16 protein-coding genes are annotated in these 19,277 nt (G+C 46.4%); 6 read left to right on the plus strand and 10 right to left on the minus strand.

Annotation, left to right across the window (positions count from 1 at the left end):
- Nucleotides 1–35: 35 nt before the first annotated feature.
- Nucleotides 36–1,961: an ATP-binding cassette domain-containing protein gene (locus tag AWU77_RS08815; protein ID WP_062061905.1), complete on the minus strand. Its 1,926-nt coding sequence runs from the start codon at nt 1,959–1,961 to the stop codon at nt 36–38.
- Between the two features lie 256 nt (nt 1,962–2,217).
- Here AWU77_RS08815 and AWU77_RS08820 point away from each other — a divergent pair, with 256 nt between their 5' ends.
- Nucleotides 2,218–4,209, plus strand: a complete 1,992-nt coding sequence (locus AWU77_RS08820) for a lytic murein transglycosylase (RefSeq protein WP_062061908.1) — start codon at nt 2,218–2,220, stop codon at nt 4,207–4,209.
- Nucleotides 4,210–4,285: 76 nt separating this feature from the next.
- Here the strand turns inward: AWU77_RS08820 and AWU77_RS08825 are convergent, their stop codons facing one another.
- Nucleotides 4,286–5,224, minus strand: a complete 939-nt coding sequence (locus tag AWU77_RS08825; protein WP_062061911.1) for a chemotaxis protein CheV — start codon at nt 5,222–5,224, stop codon at nt 4,286–4,288.
- Between the two features lie 274 nt (nt 5,225–5,498).
- Between AWU77_RS08825 and AWU77_RS08830 the strand changes: the two genes are divergently transcribed.
- Nucleotides 5,499–6,686: an EAL and HDOD domain-containing protein gene (locus tag AWU77_RS08830; RefSeq protein WP_255353642.1), complete on the plus strand. Its 1,188-nt coding sequence runs from the start codon at nt 5,499–5,501 to the stop codon at nt 6,684–6,686.
- Between the two features lie 11 nt (nt 6,687–6,697).
- Here AWU77_RS08830 and AWU77_RS08835 read toward each other — a convergent pair whose 3' ends face one another.
- From AWU77_RS08835 to AWU77_RS08860, 6 genes are all read right to left on the minus strand, one after another.
- Nucleotides 6,698–6,946 (minus strand): glutaredoxin family protein, encoded by a 249-nt coding sequence (locus AWU77_RS08835; protein ID WP_062061917.1) that lies wholly within the window; start codon nt 6,944–6,946, stop codon nt 6,698–6,700.
- A 62-nt stretch (nt 6,947–7,008) separates the two neighbouring features.
- Nucleotides 7,009–8,310 carry a DUF5610 domain-containing protein gene (locus AWU77_RS08840; protein ID WP_062061920.1) on the minus strand — a complete coding sequence of 434 codons (1,302 nt, stop codon included), beginning with the start codon at nt 8,308–8,310 and terminating at the stop codon, nt 7,009–7,011.
- Between the two features lie 74 nt (nt 8,311–8,384).
- Complete coding sequence (locus tag AWU77_RS08845) at nt 8,385–9,275, minus strand: FHA domain-containing protein (protein ID WP_062061923.1); 891 nt, start codon at nt 9,273–9,275, stop codon at nt 8,385–8,387.
- An 87-nt stretch (nt 9,276–9,362) separates the two neighbouring features.
- Nucleotides 9,363–10,076: a sensor histidine kinase KdpD gene (locus AWU77_RS08850; protein ID WP_062062166.1), complete on the minus strand. Its 714-nt coding sequence runs from the start codon at nt 10,074–10,076 to the stop codon at nt 9,363–9,365.
- Nucleotides 10,077–10,087: 11 nt separating this feature from the next.
- Nucleotides 10,088–11,734: a response regulator gene (locus AWU77_RS08855; protein ID WP_238582355.1), complete on the minus strand. Its 1,647-nt coding sequence runs from the start codon at nt 11,732–11,734 to the stop codon at nt 10,088–10,090.
- 88 nt (nt 11,735–11,822) lie between these two features.
- Complete coding sequence (locus AWU77_RS08860) at nt 11,823–13,604, minus strand: bifunctional diguanylate cyclase/phosphodiesterase (RefSeq protein WP_062061926.1); 1,782 nt, start codon at nt 13,602–13,604, stop codon at nt 11,823–11,825.
- Nucleotides 13,605–13,762: 158 nt separating this feature from the next.
- Here AWU77_RS08860 and cmoA point away from each other — a divergent pair, with 158 nt between their 5' ends.
- Both cmoA and cmoB read left to right on the plus strand, forming a co-directional pair.
- Nucleotides 13,763–14,497, plus strand: a complete 735-nt coding sequence (gene cmoA, locus AWU77_RS08865) for a carboxy-S-adenosyl-L-methionine synthase CmoA (RefSeq protein WP_062061929.1) — start codon at nt 13,763–13,765, stop codon at nt 14,495–14,497.
- A 23-nt stretch (nt 14,498–14,520) separates the two neighbouring features.
- Complete coding sequence (gene cmoB, locus AWU77_RS08870) at nt 14,521–15,489, plus strand: tRNA 5-methoxyuridine(34)/uridine 5-oxyacetic acid(34) synthase CmoB (protein ID WP_193747520.1); 969 nt, start codon at nt 14,521–14,523, stop codon at nt 15,487–15,489.
- Between the two features lie 70 nt (nt 15,490–15,559).
- On the opposite strand, the gene AWU77_RS08875 is transcribed toward cmoB, so the two are convergent.
- Both AWU77_RS08875 and AWU77_RS08880 read right to left on the minus strand, forming a co-directional pair.
- A complete protein-coding gene (locus AWU77_RS08875) occupies nt 15,560–16,102 on the minus strand; it encodes a flavodoxin (RefSeq protein ID WP_062062171.1) in 543 nt (180 codons plus the stop codon).
- Nucleotides 16,103–16,246: 144 nt separating this feature from the next.
- Entirely contained in the window at nt 16,247–16,750 is a 504-nt protein-coding gene (locus AWU77_RS08880; protein WP_062061935.1) for a Spy/CpxP family protein refolding chaperone, read from the minus strand.
- Between the two features lie 182 nt (nt 16,751–16,932).
- Between AWU77_RS08880 and AWU77_RS08885 the strand changes: the two genes are divergently transcribed.
- Complete coding sequence (locus AWU77_RS08885; protein ID WP_062061938.1) at nt 16,933–17,640, plus strand: response regulator transcription factor; 708 nt, start codon at nt 16,933–16,935, stop codon at nt 17,638–17,640.
- Nucleotides 17,640–19,037: an ATP-binding protein gene (locus tag AWU77_RS08890; RefSeq protein WP_062061941.1), complete on the plus strand. Its 1,398-nt coding sequence runs from the start codon at nt 17,640–17,642 to the stop codon at nt 19,035–19,037. Before AWU77_RS08885 ends, AWU77_RS08890 begins: the two co-directional genes overlap by 1 nt.
- The last annotated feature ends 240 nt before the right edge of the window (nt 19,038–19,277 follow it).

Consider the following 19,277-nt stretch of genomic DNA (forward strand, 5'->3'; position numbering starts at 1 on the left):
CCGGCATTATTTTTTCATCGCAAAAATAATGGCGATTACTCTTGCTGCATATCCTCCAGTTCAGCCCAGCGCTCAAAACAATCATCGAGTTGCTGCTGCACTTTGGCAAGCTCCTGCAGTTTCTGCTCTACTGTGGCAGGTGCTTGATTATAAAAATCACTGGCGCTTGTCACTAGCTGTAGTGCATTTAACTGTTTTTCCAGCAATTCAATTTTCTGCGGCAACTCATCAAATTCTTTTTGGAATTTGTAACTCAATTTTTTAAGCTTGGCCGGAGCTTTAGCACTTTCAATTTCAGGGATGGCAGTTTTTTTCGGCTCATCGACAGGAGTGCAGTCACTCACCGCTGGCAGCTCATCAGCTTGGGTCCACTTACCGCCTTGGCGCAGCCAATCATCATAACCACCTATGTACTCAAGCACATTGCCGCGCCCTTCAAAGGCAATAACACTGGAGACAATATTGTTCAAAAATGCCCGGTCATGGCTGACTAACAACAGTGTGCCGGTGTATTCGGTGAGAATATCTTCCAGCAACTCAAGTGTTTCCACATCCAAATCGTTTGTCGGCTCATCCAATACCAATAGATTCGCGGACTTACTGAATAATTTAGCCAATAGCACGCGGTTGCGCTCTCCGCCGGACAAGGCTCGCAGCGGTGTGCGCGCACGTTCGCCGCTGAATAAAAAATCGCTTAGATAAGAAAAGATATGTTTTGACTTGCCATCAACTTCAATAAATTCGCGCCCGCCGGCAATGTTATCGACCGCATTTTTATCCAGATCTAGCTGATCGCGCAGTTGATCAAAGTAAGCCACTTCCAGATTAGTCCCCAGCTTTACGCTGCCAGATTGCGGCTGTAATTCGCCGAGAATTAATTTAAGCAACGTACTTTTGCCGGCGCCATTAGCGCCAACCAAACCAATTCTATCGCCGCGCATGATGCGGGTAGAAAACTGGTTGACGATCTTTTTTGCGCCAAACGAATAGCTAACGTCGACCAAATCGGCCACTAATTTGCCTGAGTCGCCGCCAGTAGTCAGGGAGAAATTGGCCTTGCCGACAACCTCGCGGCGCTGTAAGCGAGTCTCGCGCAAAGCCTTTAATGCGCGCACGCGCCCCTCGTTGCGAGTGCGGCGGGCTTTGATTCCTTGGCGAATCCACACTTCCTCTTGCGCGAGGCGCTTATCAAATAGCTCGTTGTGACGCGCCTCTTCCGCAAGCGCTTGCTCGCGATACACCAAAAAGCTGGCGTAGTCGCCTTCCCAGCAGCGCAAATGGCCGCGGTCCAATTCGGCGATATGGGTTGCCAAGGCCTGCAATAAAGAGCGGTCATGGGTGATAAATACCAATGCGCCGTTGTAATTGAGCAATTGCTTTTCCAGCCATTCAATGGCGGCGATATCCAAATGGTTAGTTGGCTCATCCAGCAATAACACATCAGGTTCAATCACCAGTGCGCGTGCAAGCGCAACACGGCGACGCCAGCCCCCGGAAAGCTCACGCATATAACGCTCAGCGGGCAAATCCAGGCGGGAGATAATTTCATCTACTTTTTGCTGCAGTGCCCAGCCATCATTAGCTTCAATTTGGTGTTGCAAATCGGCCATACGCGCCAATTGGCTATCGCTAATATCCTGCGCATGAGACAGCAGGCGATATTCCGCAAGCAACTCACCTACCCCTTTTGCGCCAGCTGCGACAGCGTCAAACACCAGACGATCATCTGCTTCTGGTAAATCCTGCTCCAGGCGAGCAATGCGAATTCCGGTTTGACGAATGACTTCGCCTTTATCTAAATCGACCTCGCCATCCAGCACTTTTAACAAGCTTGATTTGCCGGTACCGTTGCGCCCGATTAAACAGAGCCGTTGGCCGCGCTCAATCGTTAAATCAACACCGTCCAAGAGCACTTGCAGGCCGTAACTGAGTCCGGCTTTTTCAATTTTAATCAAAGACATAGAAGGAATAATTCAGGTAGTTTTTCAACGAAAATGATACTGGCACAAGCACCAGTGGACTGATATTCTCAAGTGAATGTTTAGCCATCTGCTAAAGTCTTTAGTAGAAGCAACAAAACCAATGTAGCTCCAGCATTCATCTTGTTTCGGCTATACAGGTACAAAATAAATAGGTACAGCGCAAAAAGTGCCGCATCATATCCCACCAGAAAGGCATAACCAACCCGCTTGGGTTTGATCACAATTTGAGGTATCCATGAGGTTTTCAAAAATACTTTGGCCAGTAGCACTGAGTGCCAGCGTATTCGTTGGTAGTATAACCCTAACTTACGCACAAGCAGCGACAACGCCATCCACTACAAAAACAGCGTCGACCAAGACAGATAATCGTCAAATTGAGCGCCAACAATACGTTCAGGCGCAAAAAGCGCTCAACGCTAAAAACATGCCTGAATACCATCGTTTATTAAAACAACTCAAAAACTACCCGCTACTCCCTTATCTCGAATATCAAGAATTAACCAATCGCTTGTTTAGTTTACCCAAACAAGAAGTGCAGGCTTTTTTTGCGAACTATCCTGACTCTTTTTTATCTGAGCGCTTAACTCACCGGTGGTTACGCACACTGGCTCAGCGTGAGCGCTGGGCTGACTACTTGCACTTTTACGATAAACGCCTTACCGATCCAGAATTAGCTTGCCTCAATTTGCGTGCGCGTTTGGCGACGGGGGATAAAAGCGCACTTAATGAGGTTGCACCACTGTGGAATATCGAAAAGACACAATCCAAAGCGTGCGACCCAGTATTTGATCAATGGAAAAAAGCGGGATTAATGACACCTGATTTAATTTGGGAGCGCCATTTAAAAGTAGTGAAAGTTGGCAACAAAGGTATGGCCAGCTATTTGAGCAACTTACTACCCGCTGCCGATCGCTCCATGGCTATTTTGTTGCAGCAGGTGGATGCGAATCCTCGCCTGTTAAAACAAACAGCAAAATTTTCCAAACAGTCACCCAAAATGAAGGCAGTTATCTTGCACGGTTTGGAAAAGCTAGCGCGCGTTAACGCCAAAGAAGCGCTTGCGCTTTGGCATGGCTACGATGCACAGCAATTATTTGATGACAGCAACAGAGTAGAAATCAAATACCAGATTGCTCTGCGCCTCCTCTATCAGGATCATGAGGTTGACGCTGAAAAATTAGTTGCCTCAACACCTAATTTAACCCGTATTGATTTGCTTGAATGGCTGCTTCGCGAGTCTTTGCGCAAGCAAGATTGGGAGCGAGTGAATGAGTGGCTTGCGCGCTTACCAGAGGAAGCTCGTAATAGTGAGCGCTGGCGCTATTGGCAGGCGCGAACCATGGAAGAGCTGTCCATCAAAGAAATAAATGGTGAAACGCCAACAAGTATTTATAACACTGTAGCGCCAGCGCGCAGCTTCTATGGTTTTTTAGCCGCCGATAAAACCAAAGTGAATTATCACCTGCTTGATCGCCCCATGTCATTTACCAGCGAACAAATTGCCGCGGTAGAAAATGCACAAGGTATTTTACGCGCGCGTGAATTCTTTGCTCGCGGTGAGTTAGGTGCTGCTAATCGGGAATTCTTTCACACTACTCGTCGCATGCCATTGGAACAAATGGTTATTGCGGGGCGCCTCGCTGAAAAACTAGGCTGGTACCGCAATGGCATTCAAGTAATGGCAGAGGCGCAATATTGGGATGATCTTGAGGTACGTTTTCCGGTCGTTTACAAAGAACATGTAACCAAAGCCGCGCAACAAACCTCAGTAAACCCGCTTTTTATCTTTGCAGTTACACGCCAGGAAAGTGCATTTGTGCATGATGCAAAATCAACGGCTGGCGCACTTGGGTTAATGCAGTTATTGCCCGCAACCGCCAAGCAAACAGCACAAAAAAATGGACTGAGCTTTACACTTCAAGATTTAATAACACCGGAAAAAAACATTGCACTGGGAAGCCGCTATTTAAATCATTTGCTTGGCGTATTTGAGGGCAACCGCATACTGGCTGCAGCGGCTTACAATGCCGGCCCCGGTCGGGTGAAAAAGTGGCTGAATAAAGATAAAGAAGCACAGCTTCCCTATGATGTATGGATCGAAACAATTCCCTACAAAGAAACCCGTGGCTACGTACAAAATGTTCTCTCTTTCTCAGTTATTTACGCTTATCGTTTAGGCCAAGAGACTAATTTTGTAACACCAGCCGAAGCAAATCGCCAATTGTAATTTGGGTATAGCTAAACAATAAAAAACCGCGCATAGATATTCATGCACGGGTTTTTTATTGTGGAACCAGATTAGATTATCTCTTCAAGTACTCACTTAAACGTTTTTGTACAACTGCTGCCAATTCGTCGGGCTGGAACTTAGATAGAAAGTCATTGCAGCCTACCTTCTCTACCATCGCCTTATTAAAACTACCACTAAGCGATGTATGTAACACCACATACAAATCAGCTAAAGCGGGGTTTTTGCGCACTTCCGCCGTTAAACGATAGCCGTCCATCTCCGGCATTTCTGCATCGGTTACCAACATCAGAATTTCATCAGTGACCTTGCGCCCAGAGGCGGCCCACTGTTGCAGCATGGTTAATGCTTGCAGGCCATCCTGTACTGACAACACTTCTATACCTATGTTAGCCAAAGTTTCTTTTACTTGTTTTACTGCGGTAGGCGAATCTTCGGCGAGTAAAATTTTTAACTTGCGTTTTCTCGCCTCCGCGACCAAATTGGCATCCAGAACATCGTTAGAAACACTGGTGTTGTAGGGAATAATATCGGCAAGCACACGCTCAACATCCAAGATTTCTACCAGTTGATCATCAAGTTTAGTAATCGCAGTAAGGAAATGGCTCCTTCCCGTTCCTTTCGGTGGTGGCAATATAAGCTCCCAATTGAGATTCACAATGCGATCAACTGCACCAATTAAAAAGGCCTGAACGGAGCGATTGTATTCAGCTACGATTAGGTTGGCGTTATCCAGCTCCTTTAATTCGCTCATGCCAATAGCCGCTCGCAAATCAATAACAGGTACTGTTTGGCCGCGTAAATGTGCCACTCCACGAATATGAGGGTGACTATGGGGTACATGACGTAAAACCGGAACCGTAACTACTTCTTGTACTTTAAAAACATTAATTGCAAATAACTGCCGCCCCCCTAAGCGAAACATAAGTAACTCGAGCCGGTTTTCTCCCACTAAACGGGTGCGCTGATCTATAGAATCTAATAGTTTGGACATACTGCTACCATACGTTTTTTTGCGGCCTCATCAAGAAAATCAATACTAAAGTAGTATCAGTATAGGCAAAAATCGACTGTGAGCTAAAATTTTGCCCGCACTAACCGTCGTTTATTGAAACCTCGGTTGTAAGCTGGCCGTTGCCAGCTACACTCTACTAAATTGCATAGATCTCAGGATGCGGGTCTTTCCAAACACAACAATCAACCAATCCGTTTACTCTATGACCGAAGCCATCCCTCTTCTCGCCCGGCAGCCTATTTTTGATGGCAATATGCAAGTTGTCGCCTACGAGCTTCTCTGTCGCAATAGCGATTTAAAATTTATTGCGACTACCGATGGTGATGCCGCCAGCTCCCAAGTATTACTCAACGCATTTACTGAGTTATCGATTGAGCAGGTCGTGGGGACTCATAAAGCCTTTGTTAACTTTACGCGTACCCTTCTTGACTCTCCCCCGCCATTTAATCGCCAAAAACTAGTCATCGAAGTACTTGAAGGCCAACAAGTTGACGCAGCCATGCTGCACTCACTGAAACAATTGCGGGAGCAGGGCTACACCATTGCATTAGACGATTTTGAATTAGATGAAAACAGCAAAAACCTAATAGCCTATGCCGACATTATCAAACTTGATGTGTTGAGTTTGTCGCCCGAAAAACTTCGCCAGCATATTGATTATCTCAAACCCTTTAACATTACGTTGATCGCTGAAAAAGTTGAAACCTATGAGATGTTCGAGCAGTGCAAAGCGCTGGGATTTGATTTATTCCAAGGATATTTTCTTGCCAAGCCCCGAGTCATTACTGGAAGAAAAATTTCAGAAAATAAACAGTCTGTATTGCAACTCCTATCCGCTCTACACGATCAAGACGTACCCATCGAAAAAATTGAACGGATGATTGCGCGCGACACCCTTTTAAGTTTTAAATTATTACGCCTGGTTAATTCCGCGGCATTCGGGCTTTCGCGAAATATTGAATCATTACGTCAAGCGATTATGCTACTCGGCTTAAATAAACTGAGAAACTGGGTTAATTTGTTGGCACTTTCCAACTTGAGCGGAAAACCTCATGAGCTGAGTGTGGCCGCATTAACTCGAGCGCGCATGTGCGAAATGATTGCCACGAAAATGAATCAGCGCAACAGTCCTGACACTTATTTTACAGTTGGACTGCTATCTACGTTGGATGCGTTTCTGGACTCCCCTCTGGAAGAGCTATTGCGAAGCCTTTCACTCAGCGAGTCACTGAACAATGCAATGCTGACTCATGCCGGCCCAGAAGGAATGGTATTGCAGGTAGTGCAGGCGCACGAGCAAGGACATTGGCAGAATATAAATTGGCCGCAATTAGCAGCGCTGGGGCTAACCCCCAACCTCATTGCAGAAATTTATGTGGATTCACTGCACTGGGTTGCAGAGACAATGAACAGTCTTGGCCTGGCGCCCAACAAAAAATAATCAGTAATAGATCAGAAGTTTATTCGCCTCAGAAAACTATCAGCTTGCGCTGAGTCAAAAGGCCAGCCTAATTCGTCAATATGAAGGGGGGATTTTAAGACGGGAATTCTAACGCCATACTTTTCGATCAGCTCATCAGATTCTGCTATATCAATTTCTTCAAGATAAAGGGAGTAATGGCTCAGCAGCGGCGAGATTATCTCTCGGGCAAGCTCGCACAAATGGCATCCAGGAGTCGAATAAAGATAAATCGATTGCATAAACACACCGCATCAGACAAAACCGCAGTGTATCAGCTCAACAGCGGGCGTTTCACAAAAAATTAACCCACATCCAATGCCATTATTTGCTGCATAAAATCGCGGAAACGCTGCCCTTGTTGCAGATCGACATCTGTCTCGCCGGTGACTTTTTCAGCCAAATTAGATAAGAGCGACCTTGGCTCACTGAATTCTTGCGCGCGATCCAAGCTTGCAAGTAGATCCTTAATGAAATTCCCCAAAGGTAATAATTGATCGGCTAACAGTCGGGGCTTGTTGATGCCACTTTCAACATCACCTGGCTCAAAAGCTTGATAGGCTTGTGTTACCTGCTGAATTTCTGCCTGAGCCAAGTTCAGCGAGAAACTGGCGATTTGCTCAGCGTCATAGCCCATATTCATGGCTTGCTCAAATGCCACATCCAGATCACCGTTAAAAAAATCGCTGGCCAGACCGTTTACACGCCCTAATAAATCATTAATTGCCCCAAGCTCTTCTTCGTTCAACTCCCCTTCAATTGAGAGTGAAAAAGATTGGCTGGAGCTGTAACTGGCATTGAGCGCGCCCACTGAATTATTGCCTCGCCCAGTGCGCCCGGCCTCTAGAGCCAAACCTTCACTGGAGGTCGCTTTAATAGTGACCTTATCACCCTCTTTGGTCGTTAACTCAAAACTGAATTCACGTGCGCGACCATATTCATAATTGCCATAGCCAAGGAGGCTACTAGTCGCTGGTAAAAACGCGGGAACATCTAGCTTGGAGGGTGACTTTTTGGACTCCGCTGTTTTCAATAAGTCGACCGGAGAGTTGGATTTTGGCTGTTTTGCCTCCACTTCTGTTGACTGGATAAACTTGGAGCGCAGCTCATCCACTCCTTCGAGTACCAAATCATAAGTCTTGCCAATATCAGATTTTATCTCTGGGGAAAGTAAACTTAATGCCTCCAGTTTTTCACTCGCCTCAGCAAAACCTTTTTTGAACCCTGCTAAACCAGCATCTAAACGGGCTTTCAACTCTTCTTGACTTGCGCCGTCGGCCACATCTAACTGTAAGCGACGCTCAATAAAGCCCAAAATATTATTAGCCACCTTTTCCGCCGTCAGCGGTTCAAAGGTTTCATATTCAGCACTGGCAGCTTGACCACGTGATGCAATTTTCTCGTAGGCCATAGTCAAGGTGCGATTCACGATTTGCAGCGCAGTTTGCCGTTTATCTTGTAAATCAGATGCTTCTGTACGGCTGACTTCGGGTGCTTTGTGCGAATTGCCTTGAGTAGCAGAATTGGTGCTATTTGATTGAGGTAGCTGACCAGAACCAACCGCTGAATTATTAACAGAAGGATGATTAAGCGAGGAAATGTTCATAAATTCACCTGTGTGCAGCAATAGCTGGTTGTCGCATCACAGGTTATCGACCGGTTCCTGTAAAGCTTCAATACTTATTTGCGCGTTAAAATCAGGGTAGTTATAACTACAACAGCGAGCACGCCAAGAAAAATAAGCCCATATTTCCCTTTGGCATTTTCCTGCGGTGCAGATTGGGGCTGCACGCCAGCAGCGGCGCGGCTCGATGAAGCTCTGGTTGGCGCAACGGCTTTCTCGCGTGCAGTTTCGCGCGGGCTGGGTTTAAGCTTGGGCTCAACAATCTCGGCTTTTACAGGTACTTGTCGCACCGTTGTTTTTGCCATGTCATCAGACGGGCCCATTACACCGAAGGTCAAAGCATCAAAACGCAATTCATCCCCGCGCTTGACGCGGGCCTCAGCTACTCTTTTGCCATTTAAAAAAGTGCCATTGGCAGAGTCCAGATCTTTAACAAACAGCATACCGTCGATAATTTGCAATTGCGCATGACGTCGCGACAGATGTGCCGCCGCCAAACTAATGTCACATTCGCTGGCACGACCTATGACATTTAATTCTTTGAGTGGAAAAACACGGTTAGCCAGCGCGGTATGATTCGCCTTTAAAGACCAGCCCGTCGCTTTAGGCGCCCGCAGTTGGGTAACGTTAGCTGATTCCTCTGCAACAACCTTCGCTTCTCGTTTGGGGTCAATTACCACCAACTCCACTTGCCCCAGCTTGATTTGATCGTCTGGTTTAAGCTCACAGGCTCCGGTAACCGTTTGCCCATTAACTATGATCGGCTGGGTAGGAATAAGATTACGTAAAGTAAGATGCTCGTTATCAACCAGTACTTCCATATGCACATCACTGGCAAGCGGATCATCAATAACTAGCGCATTAGTTGCTGAGCGGCCTATGGTGATTTTAGGTTCCACCAGCCATACCGCGTTGTATTTATTATCTTTAAAGCGGATTTTAAGCATAAAATTTAACCTGAAAGCAAAAACCGAAACGGGTTGTGATAATGCAATAGCCGTTCTGTGATTTCAACACCTCAATCAGGCGATGCCCTAGGGTAAATGGAGCGTCAATACACCTCCGCCTAAAGGACCATTATTAGCAATGGTCATATAGCCCTGCCCTTTTTTGGATTTATGTAACTCCAAAACCTTGCCTGTAAATAACAACCCCAAGCGTGTATTGCCTGAACTAAATGACACCGGGGTTTGCGGTACGGCTCCCATCAGCATATTGTCAGGATAACCCTGTCCGTCATCAGCGATAGAAATACACAAAAAATTTCCTTCTTCAATTGCCGTTAACCGCAACTGCTTTCGACTATAGCGCGCGCAGTTCACAATCAAATTATTCAGTACACCGCCAATTAATTCATTATCGAAATACCATACTAAATTGCTGTCACAATTTACCTGCACATCGATATTTCGCGATTTTAACAAGGTATCGTTTCGTGCGATTTGCTCGTCGATAATATCGCTTACATAATGCTGATCAATCACTACCGACATGGTATTTTCATCCATGCGATAAAGTGACAAAAGCTGTACCAACTCACCATTAATACGCGCCGCTTCATATTCCAACACTGAGAAAAATTGTGCCTGCTCGGCATCTTTGGGGGGCGAATTAGCCATCATGGCGGATAAGGTGTTCAACAACATCCCCAACGAGTTTTTCATGTCGTGCACACTGGACGCCAACACAAAAGAAAAATCAATGGGCGTTTGTTCGCTATCGTCATTACCGGAATTTTGCTTAGGCATGCTATTCACGCTCAACCTCGCTTGTTTTTTTCATAGGCCTTGATCAGAGCGGTGTATACATCACTCAATTGGCGATAACGTTGAAATTGCGGATGCTGCTGGGAAATAATGGCATTGGTTTTGGTAAAGGTTTGCTGGACTTTTTCACTAGTTCCAGCATCAAAATGGGTTCTCAGTTTATCAATCATTGCCTGCACATAATTCAATCGCAAGCCGATATGATTCGGTAATTTTTGTAGTGCGGTTTTAAATGCATCTGCAGCTGCGGTGAAATCTTTTGCATTATAAAAAGTAATACCTTTTTTATTGATTTCAGCTACCATAAGCTTATTCTTTTCACTGCGCGGCTCATCCAGCAGTACATCCAGATGCTGTAAATGTTCCTCTTTACCCGCATAACGATGCAACAAATCTTCCAAAAGTTGCTGCGCCTCATCAGCCTTCCCTATCAACCGTAGTGTTCGCACCAATTCAATTTGCACCGATAAAGCATTTTCATCTTCGTTACCAACCAGTGATGACTGGGCACTTGCCAGGGCATCCTGCGCGCGACGCTGATCACCGGCACACACTTGTAATTGGCTTTCAAGCAATAAAGATTCTATTTTTCGCAGATTACTTTTACCGAAGTTTTCTTCCAGATTATTAACACACACAATCGCTTCACGAACGAATGGTTTTGCGAGTTCTTTATCGATTGAATATAAATCAATTGTGGTCTGCGCAAAAAGAGAGTGGACTGAGGGATTATCAAAACAGGAGTTTTCGCCCAGTTTAACTGCACGCTTAAGTGCGTTAGCAGCAGTTACCAAATCATTATTTTGCTGGGCCACATCGCCTAATGCTTGTTGGCGCAGAATAGAAAGCGGAGAGATATCCGTGGCTTTTTGCAATATACCCTGCAAGCCTTCGTAGTCGTTCTGCAACTTAAATAGCTCAGCTTGTAAATCATAGGCCTTCATGCAGAGCGGATTAGCTTGCAATATATTTTCCAGCCATTGTTGTGCTCCAAGCAAATCGTTTTGCGCCAGTTTGGTTTTTACCATTCCCAATTGCGCCCACTCCAACTCCCGGTTATCGAGCACTGTACGGTAAACCGACTCGGCAGCAGCCAAATTGTTGTTTTTGAGAAATAACTGCCCGAGCAGCTTTTGACAGACATTGGCGTAACGACTGCCAGAGTCAACCAAATCTTTACATAGATTGATTGCAAGCTGATCATCTCCCGATTTCTGTGCTGCATGAATTGCTTTTAACTCTACGCGCTGCTCAATTAAGCGACCGAGACGCTGATCCAATGCTTTAGGGGTGATGGGTTTGGCGAGGTAGGCATCTGGCTCATAATCGTAAGCAGCCATAATAGTGCCTTTACTACTTTCAGCAGAGACAAGAATAAACAGACTATCTGAACAGGTATTATCAGTAGAACGCAGTTGCTCCAATACCTGCTGACCACTTTTACCCTTACCTAAATTGTTATCACACAAAATAATGTCGTAACTGCGAGCCTTGCAAAAGCGTAGCGCCTCTTCGCCACTGGCGGCAGAATCTACGTTACCTATGCCAAGATCCATGAGCATTTTGTACAGCGTGCCGCGAAAATTCTCAAAATCATCAATGATTAGCGCATGCATCTTGTAGTAGCCAAGATCAGCCATTAGTCCACCTCCATCCAGAAATTAGACTAAGAATAGCTCAGCTTCTTGAGGTTGCTGTGAATTTACCAGCGCATTCAGCGCTTCTCATTTAATTGGCGCTTGTCATCTGCGGCCTACGACGGCGCGAATAGAAAAGATGATTACCCCCTTGCACTTTGGCGCTGCGTTTTGCTTCGGCTAGCAACTGCGACACCTGATGATGCGTGACACAAAACTCTAAATCAGGTGAAACGCAGCCTATAGCAAGCGTTAAAGCACCATATTTTTGGCGCTGCCCTTGCCGATCAGTACTCCAATATTCTGTTAATTCCTGTGGCAGCAGTTGACGGCTCATCTCGGCAAAACGACTTAATATTTGTTCGCAGCGCAATTGCCAATCATCACAACTCAGTACAAGAATAAAATCATCACCGCCTACATGGCCAACAAAGTCTTTTGCTTTGTCAACACTCGCACAAATAATTTGGCTTAAGCGCACTATGACATCATCGCCCGCACTGTAACCAAATGCATCGTTAAATGGCTTAAAGTGGTTGATATCGCAATATGCTACGACAAACTCTTTCCTGTGCAGTAATAAATGATCAACCCATTCATACAAAGGTACGTTGCCAGGCAGTTGGGTAAGTGGATTACTATGACGGGCAATTCGGAGTTTTTCTTCAGTAATTGCGCGCAATAGGTCGCGCACTTTTCCAACCCCCAGATAGCGATTGTTATCTATGACAATAAAATCGACACTCAAGTTTTGTTGTGGATCTTCACTAATCAATTGACCCACATTTTTTAAATCAGTACTGACATCAACAATAATCGATAAGGAGCTGATAAATTCCCGAATCGGTTTTTGCGCATATAGCTCATGTGCGAATCGACGCGAAAAAACATTTAAAAGTTCTGCGCGGCTAACCATCCCTAAAGGTGTGTTGCCATCAACAACGGGTACACAACTCAAGCGCACATCGGCGCGAAACATTTTTACCACTGTTTCTGCATGGGTTGAGGAAGTGACCTGTACCGAGTCCATCACAATTTCCCGAACCGTGCGAGTAAAGTGATCTTGATAGCGACGCACCGAATTACCGGCATGTCCGGCAATCACTGGAGGCAGTTCAACAATCGGCAAAGCCTGTGGATAGGCAATAAAATAGCCTTGTGCATACTCAACGCCCATGGTGACTAGCGTGTCGAATTCCGCCGCTGTCTCAATACCTTCGGCGATAGCCTTATGCCCCATGCGATGAGCTATATCCAGCATGGCACGCACAAACTCGCGTTTGACCGGGTCTTTATCGATACCGGAGATAAAATGGCGATCAATTTTCACATAGTCCGGGCAGAGTTCACTCCACACACGCAAACCTGCGTAACCTGCACCCAGATCATCCAATGCAACGGCGAAGCCCTGCCGCCGAAAGTGATCCGACGCTGCGCGCAACAAATCCAACTCATCCAGAGGCTGGCTCTCAGTTAACTCGAATACCAAACGTTCAGCACTCAAACCTACCCGCTGTAAAATTTCCCGTGTTACGCCATCGCGGTATTGACTGTCGGTGAAACTAATAGGGCTCATATTGAGAAAGAGTTTGCCGGGTAATGCCAATTCAGCAAAACGCTCACACGACACTTCCCTACACGCAAATTCCAGTGCGGCTAACAAACGGGACTCCTGCGCAACGGAAAAAAGCGCATCAGGTTTATGTAATGGGCTGTCTTGAGGGCCGCGTATTAGCGCCTCATAACCAATAATGCGCGGGTTTTCCACTGCAACTATGGGTTGAAAAACCGGGGTTAACAGCTTGAACTCAATCAAGCGGCGCAATTCCTTTTGCAGTGTAATTTGACTAAATACCTGACTCTGCAAAGACATAAGATGACAACTTAATAACAATAAAGGTGAATGCCCTGAATATTCCTGCTGAAATATGACAGTTTTATGAATCGCTGAATTTGTTGTCACATTCAATGACGGTTACAATGCCCGCACTTACTTTTCGCTTCTTATTGCGCCATTAATTAGTCACGCCTATGCACGATACAAACCCCGATACTATTTATGCCAATCCGCTGGCAGAGGTTAGCCGCTTCGCGTTTGATCAGCGCGTTGTTGACGTTTTTCCGGATATGATTAAACGCTCGGTGCCGGGATACGCCACTATTATTAATATGATTGGCAACCTTGCCGAACGCTATGTGCTGGCCAATAGCCAGTGCTATGACCTGGGCTGCTCGCTTGGTGCAGCGACACTGGCCATGCGCCACCGGATTCAGGCGGCCAATTGCAAAATTATTGGTGTAGATAATTCCGCCGCCATGCTCGCCCGCTGCCAACAGGTGATTGCCGCTGATAGCGGCGAAGTTCCCGTTGAGCTGGTGGAAGCGCAAATCCAAGATGTTGTATTACACAATGCCTCAATGGCGGTATTGAATTTCACACTGCAATTTATCCCCATTGAAGAGCGGCTCGATATGTTGCGCAATATTGGCAAGGGATTAAATTCTGGTGGGGTATTGATCATCTCGGAAAAAGTCGCATTTGATGATGAACAACACCAACACTTAATGACGGAGTTGCATCACAACTTTAAACGCGCCAATGGTTACAGTGATTTGGAAATTGCACAAAAGCGCGCTGCCATTGAAAATTATTTAATTCCTGAAACACTCGATGCCCACCGCCAGCGGTTACGCCAAGCTGGCTTCAGCAGTGTTGATGTATGGTTTCAATGTTTTAATTTTGCTTCGCTGATTGCGATTAAATAGAGCAACACAATACCGTGACAAATATCAATTACGATCATTTACTGGATGCCTTAAAAGATTCACCACTCGCCAAATGGGCAGAGCAACTGCCCGCACAAATTGCCGCAGGGCTCTGTGAAAAACGTTACGGTGATTTGGCAGGCTGGAAAGCATCGCTCGCGAAATTGCCCGAGGTTGCAACATCGCAGGTCGCCTTAACCGACGCAGTGCGCATTGGCCAACCTAGCGATTGTGATGAAACCACCCGCGCGGAAATTCGCTCTGTATTGCAAGAGTTGATTCCCTGGCGCAAAGGCCCCTACTTTGTTCACGATATTCATATCGATACTGAATGGCGTTCAGATTGGAAATGGGATCGGGTATTACCGCATCTCGCCCCACTAAAAGACCGGTTAATTCTCGATGTCGGCTGCGGCAATGGTTATCACTGTTGGCGCATGCTGGGTGCTGGCGCAAAACGCGTGATTGGTATAGATCCATCACCGCGCTTTATTGTGCAGTTCCACATGATTAAACATTTTGCCGGCACTGCGTATCCAATTGATGTTTTACCGGTTGGCATTGAAGATGTGCCTGAAAAACTGCAGGCGTTTGACACGGTATTTTCCATGGGGGTTTTTTATCACCGCCGCTCGCCGATGGATCATTTGTTGGAATTAAAAAATACGTTGCGCCCTGGTGGCCAGTTGGTATTGGAAACCTTGGTGATTGAAGGAAAGTTGGGTGATGTATTAGTGCCGGAAGATCGCTACGGCAAAATGAACAATGTGTGGTTTTTGCCCAGCTGCGACACTATGTTGTCTTGGTTGCGCAAAATGGGTTTTAACAATCCGCGTGTGGTGGATGTATGCCCAACCACCACCGAAGAACAGCGCGCAACGGAATGGATGCGCTTTCATTCGCTGCCAGAATTTTTACACCCTGAAGATTCTTCATTAACAGCGGAGGGGCACCCTGCTCCGATTCGTGCGGTATTTGTTGCAGAGGCTTAAAACCATACCGCAGCGGCAAAGCTTAAAAAAATAGGCGCGAGTGCGCCTATTTTTTTAACAGTGCTATGTTTTAATCCGTTAGCAATTCCAGTGGAGTGTCCAAACCAAATTCGACGTGAACTTGTGTACACCAACGATTCAGACGCTCTGCAGTTAAATTTTCTTGTTGATCTTCATCCAGTGCCAAACCGACAAACATTCCCGCACCGGGGATCTCTGCCTTTGACGCTTCAAACTCGTAACCTTCGGTAGGCCAATGGCCAACAATTTCCGGGCCAGTCTGAATAATCACATCGTGCAGCATACCCATCGCATCAAGAAAATAATCACCATAACCAAATTGATCGCCCAACCCAAAGAGCGCAACTTGTTTGCCAGAAAAGTCGACTGCAGCTATATCATCCCAAAACTCTTCCCAATCTGATTGGATTTGGCCGAAGTCCCATGTAGGAATACCGAGAATGATCTTGTCGTAGTTGGCAAAGTCCAACTGGGTTACATCGGCTATGTCGCGCACATCAACGACATCCACCCCGAAACGCTGTTGAATACGATAGGCAACGCGCTCGGTATTACCTTCGTCACTGCCAAAAAACAGACCAATCTGAGCCACGATAACCTCGAATACGGAAAATGGGATAAAGAAAACGGCGCGGATTTTCCCAAGATTAGCGCGCGCAAGCAAGCACGCATTTCCCTGCCCCAAAACAAACAACCCCGGCAAGCCGGGGTTGTAACTGAATAATATTGATTAAAACTAGCTTTTTGCCGATTCGCGTTTTTCTTTGCGCTCCATTTTACGCTCCATACGCTTGGCCTTTAGTTCAGCTAGAGCCTGCTTTTGCTCTGCGGTCAGCACCGCGACGAAGGCTTTTTGCGCTTTAGCACCAGCCAATGCTTGTTCAGCGTGCAATTTACCTACAGTTTCGCTCAGTGCATGCAATTCTGCATCGTTCGCACCTGCATCAACTGCTGCGGCGAGTGCTTCACGTGCAGCCTTAAGTTTAGTATGTAATGCATCGCGAGCCGGTCTATCTGCTTCACGCTGCGCTTTGAGGGTTTCTTTTTGTGCATCAGTTAAGTTTAACGCCTTGCCTAAATGGCGAGCATCTGGCCCACCCATCCGCCCTTGCTCACCCCAACCTTCAGCGTGATGCTTGTCATCACATTTTTTGCCCATATCGCCCGCCATGCTCGGCATCGCTATACTGGCGGCACTGAGCAATACAATACTCGCTGCAACTAATTTGGCTGATTTCATATCATTTTCCTCTGGGTTGTGAACTCTCATAAATTGATTTGGTGCAGACTCTGCAATCGAGCCAGTGAAATCATTATGGTCGCTATAATGTTAAGATTAGTTAATGAAAACCAAAGAATCATGACTCTCACCTAGGGCTGGTGCACACTCAGCGCCTTCCACCACCGGGACTGTAAACCGCTATGCTTAAAGTTCTTCTCATCGATGACGACAAAGAACTCAGTCAATTACTGAGCGAATATCTGCAAACTGAAGGTTTTGCGATTGATACGGCTTACGATGGCCAAACCGCGCTGGAGCTTGCGCTCAAGCATCCGTATTCCGTGATAGTGTTGGACGTGATGCTACCGATTCGCAACGGTTTTGATGTACTAAAGAACTTGCGTCAGCACAGCCAAACCCCGGTCATTATGCTCACCGCAAAAGGTGATACGGTAGATCGCGTAATCGGCTTGGAAATTGGCGCTGACGATTATTTATCCAAGCCTTGCGACCCGCGTGAATTGGTTGCTCGCATCCGTGCAATTTTGCGCCGTGCCACACAAAAAGAGGTGACGCCAAGTAGTGTGGAACGATTGACCTCGGGCAAGTTATCCCTGCATTTAGGCACGCGCACAACCACTTGGGATAACAATGAAGTGCCGCTTACCGGAACCGAATTCAGCGTGTTGGAAATTCTTGTGCGCCGCGCTGGGCAGGTAATCAGCAAAGACGATATGACCGAGCAGGCACTTAACCGCAAACTCACACCTTACGATCGCAGTATTGATGTACACGTAAGCAATATCCGCAAAAAAATTACTGCTGCAGGTTCATCAAAGGATTTGATTATCAACGTGCGCGGCGCAGGTTATATGCTGACTATGAACGATGATGATTCTGTAAATTAATGACTCGCCTGTATTTAAAAATCTTTTTTACATTTTGGTTGATTACAGTAGCCATCATTATCGGCACTAATATTGTTGTGCACTGGTTCGACATGACACCAGAGCGCAATCTACAGCGCAGCAGCGGCGCTAATGACGATGATCCCGCCAAGCGCCTGTTGTTCCAAATGGTAGGTAATGCAGTCAACCGCAACACCCGGCAATTGATTGAAGATCTACGCGCGATGCCGGCTTGGTCCACTCGTTTTGTTTATGTCGTGGACAAAGAAAACCGCGACTTGCTCGATCGTCCACTTCCCCCAGGTGTTATGTTTCTCGCGCCGCGCCTTACCTTCAAACACCCGTTTGATAAGGTGCAAGATCGCAATCGCAAACTGTTTGGTCGCTATATCACCCTAAACGACGGCAATAGCGTGAAATTAATTACGATTTCTGCCGGACCCGATGCGGGGCAAGATCGCGATATTATTTGGGAATTATTTCTCGATAATATTTGGCCACTGCTACTGGTCTCCATTCTCGTTAGTGGCTCTGCATGTTTTTTTCTCGCCCGGCATTTCACTCGCAGCATCAACACCTTGCAAAAAGCCACGCATCAAATTGCGCGTGGCGACCTGAGTGTCCGTATCAGCGAACAGTTTCGCGGCCGCAACGATGAAATCGCTGCGCTCGGACGCGACTTTGACCACATGACTGAACGCCTCGAAAAAGCGATGCAAGAACAAAAACGGCTGATTAAAGATGTCTCGCATGAATTGCGCACACCACTTGCACGGTTACAGATCGCACTCGCACTGGCAAGGCAACGCAGCAATGGGGTGGTTGACCATGAATTAGATCGCATCAAACAGGCGGCAGATTATCTGAACGATATCATCACCGATATCCTCACCCTGCCCGTGCAAGGTCAGGACAGCTGGGTGTTGGATGACGTGCTGGATCTTGTCAGCTTAATGCAAACACTGATCGTTAATTACCAAGCTGATGCCTATGAAAAAAATATCAATATTCGCCTTAAATGCTCACTAGAAGAGGCACTGGTTGCCACACATGGCAACATGTTAGTGGGTGTTTTTGAAAATACTCTGCGCAATGCTTTGCTCTACACACCAGAAAATTCAGAAATCTGTATTGTGCTGAATGACACTGGGGACGGTGAAAACTATCGCATCGACATAATGGACCAAGGGCCCGGCGTGCCAGAAGATGCCGTTGAAGATATTTTTCAACCCTTCTTTCGCACCGACCAAGCCCGCGCCAGAGAAAGTGGCGGTTACGGTTTGGGCTTGGCAATTGCACAGCGTAGCGTCTCTTTACATCAAGGCCGCATTTGGGCGGAAAACCGCGCAGAGGGCGGCCTAAGCCTGAACATTTTGTTACCTCAAATTAAGAGTTAACGCCGCTCTGGCTAGAGTTACTTTCTTTTCACCCCCTCAAGCAACACCCCCCATATTAGAAAAATATTTGCCGACAATCTTTTGACTGGCGGCAAAATCTTTCCGCCAGAATAGAAATGCCATGCTAGTTTTCTGGCGAAAAAACCTCCACCCCACCTTAATAGATTTATCTATCTAGCTGATTAATAACGATATTTAAAACCAGAAATCAAATGGCATGAATTTCGCTAATTACCTATC

Source organism: Cellvibrio sp. OA-2007, assembly GCF_000953825.1.
In the GTDB taxonomy this organism is placed as follows: domain Bacteria; phylum Pseudomonadota; class Gammaproteobacteria; order Pseudomonadales; family Cellvibrionaceae; genus Cellvibrio.

What these genes read in the sequence shown, in the direction of transcription:
- AWU77_RS08840 (WP_062061920.1), bottom strand. Translation starts at nt 8,310, where the DNA reads ATGAACATTTCCTCGCTTAATCATCCTTCTGTTAATAATTCAGCGGTT.
- AWU77_RS08885 (WP_062061938.1), top strand. Translation starts at nt 16,933, where the DNA reads ATGCTTAAAGTTCTTCTCATCGATGACGACAAAGAACTCAGTCAATTA.
- AWU77_RS08835 (WP_062061917.1), bottom strand. Translation starts at nt 6,946, where the DNA reads ATGCAATCGATTTATCTTTATTCGACTCCTGGATGCCATTTGTGCGAG.
- AWU77_RS08845 (WP_062061923.1), bottom strand. Translation starts at nt 9,275, where the DNA reads ATGCTTAAAATCCGCTTTAAAGATAATAAATACAACGCGGTATGGCTG.
- cmoA (WP_062061929.1), top strand. Translation starts at nt 13,763, where the DNA reads ATGCACGATACAAACCCCGATACTATTTATGCCAATCCGCTGGCAGAG.
- AWU77_RS08820 (WP_062061908.1), top strand. Translation starts at nt 2,218, where the DNA reads ATGAGGTTTTCAAAAATACTTTGGCCAGTAGCACTGAGTGCCAGCGTA.
- AWU77_RS08880 (WP_062061935.1), bottom strand. Translation starts at nt 16,750, where the DNA reads ATGAAATCAGCCAAATTAGTTGCAGCGAGTATTGTATTGCTCAGTGCC.
- AWU77_RS08890 (WP_062061941.1), top strand. Translation starts at nt 17,640, where the DNA reads ATGACTCGCCTGTATTTAAAAATCTTTTTTACATTTTGGTTGATTACA.
- AWU77_RS08815 (WP_062061905.1), bottom strand. Translation starts at nt 1,961, where the DNA reads ATGTCTTTGATTAAAATTGAAAAAGCCGGACTCAGTTACGGCCTGCAA.
- AWU77_RS08860 (WP_062061926.1), bottom strand. Translation starts at nt 13,604, where the DNA reads ATGTCTTTGCAGAGTCAGGTATTTAGTCAAATTACACTGCAAAAGGAA.
- AWU77_RS08825 (WP_062061911.1), bottom strand. Translation starts at nt 5,224, where the DNA reads ATGTCCAAACTATTAGATTCTATAGATCAGCGCACCCGTTTAGTGGGA.
- AWU77_RS08855 (WP_238582355.1), bottom strand. Translation starts at nt 11,734, where the DNA reads ATGGCTGATCTTGGCTACTACAAGATGCATGCGCTAATCATTGATGAT.
- AWU77_RS08830 (WP_255353642.1), top strand. Translation starts at nt 5,499, where the DNA reads ATGCAAGTTGTCGCCTACGAGCTTCTCTGTCGCAATAGCGATTTAAAA.
- AWU77_RS08850 (WP_062062166.1), bottom strand. Translation starts at nt 10,076, where the DNA reads ATGCCTAAGCAAAATTCCGGTAATGACGATAGCGAACAAACGCCCATT.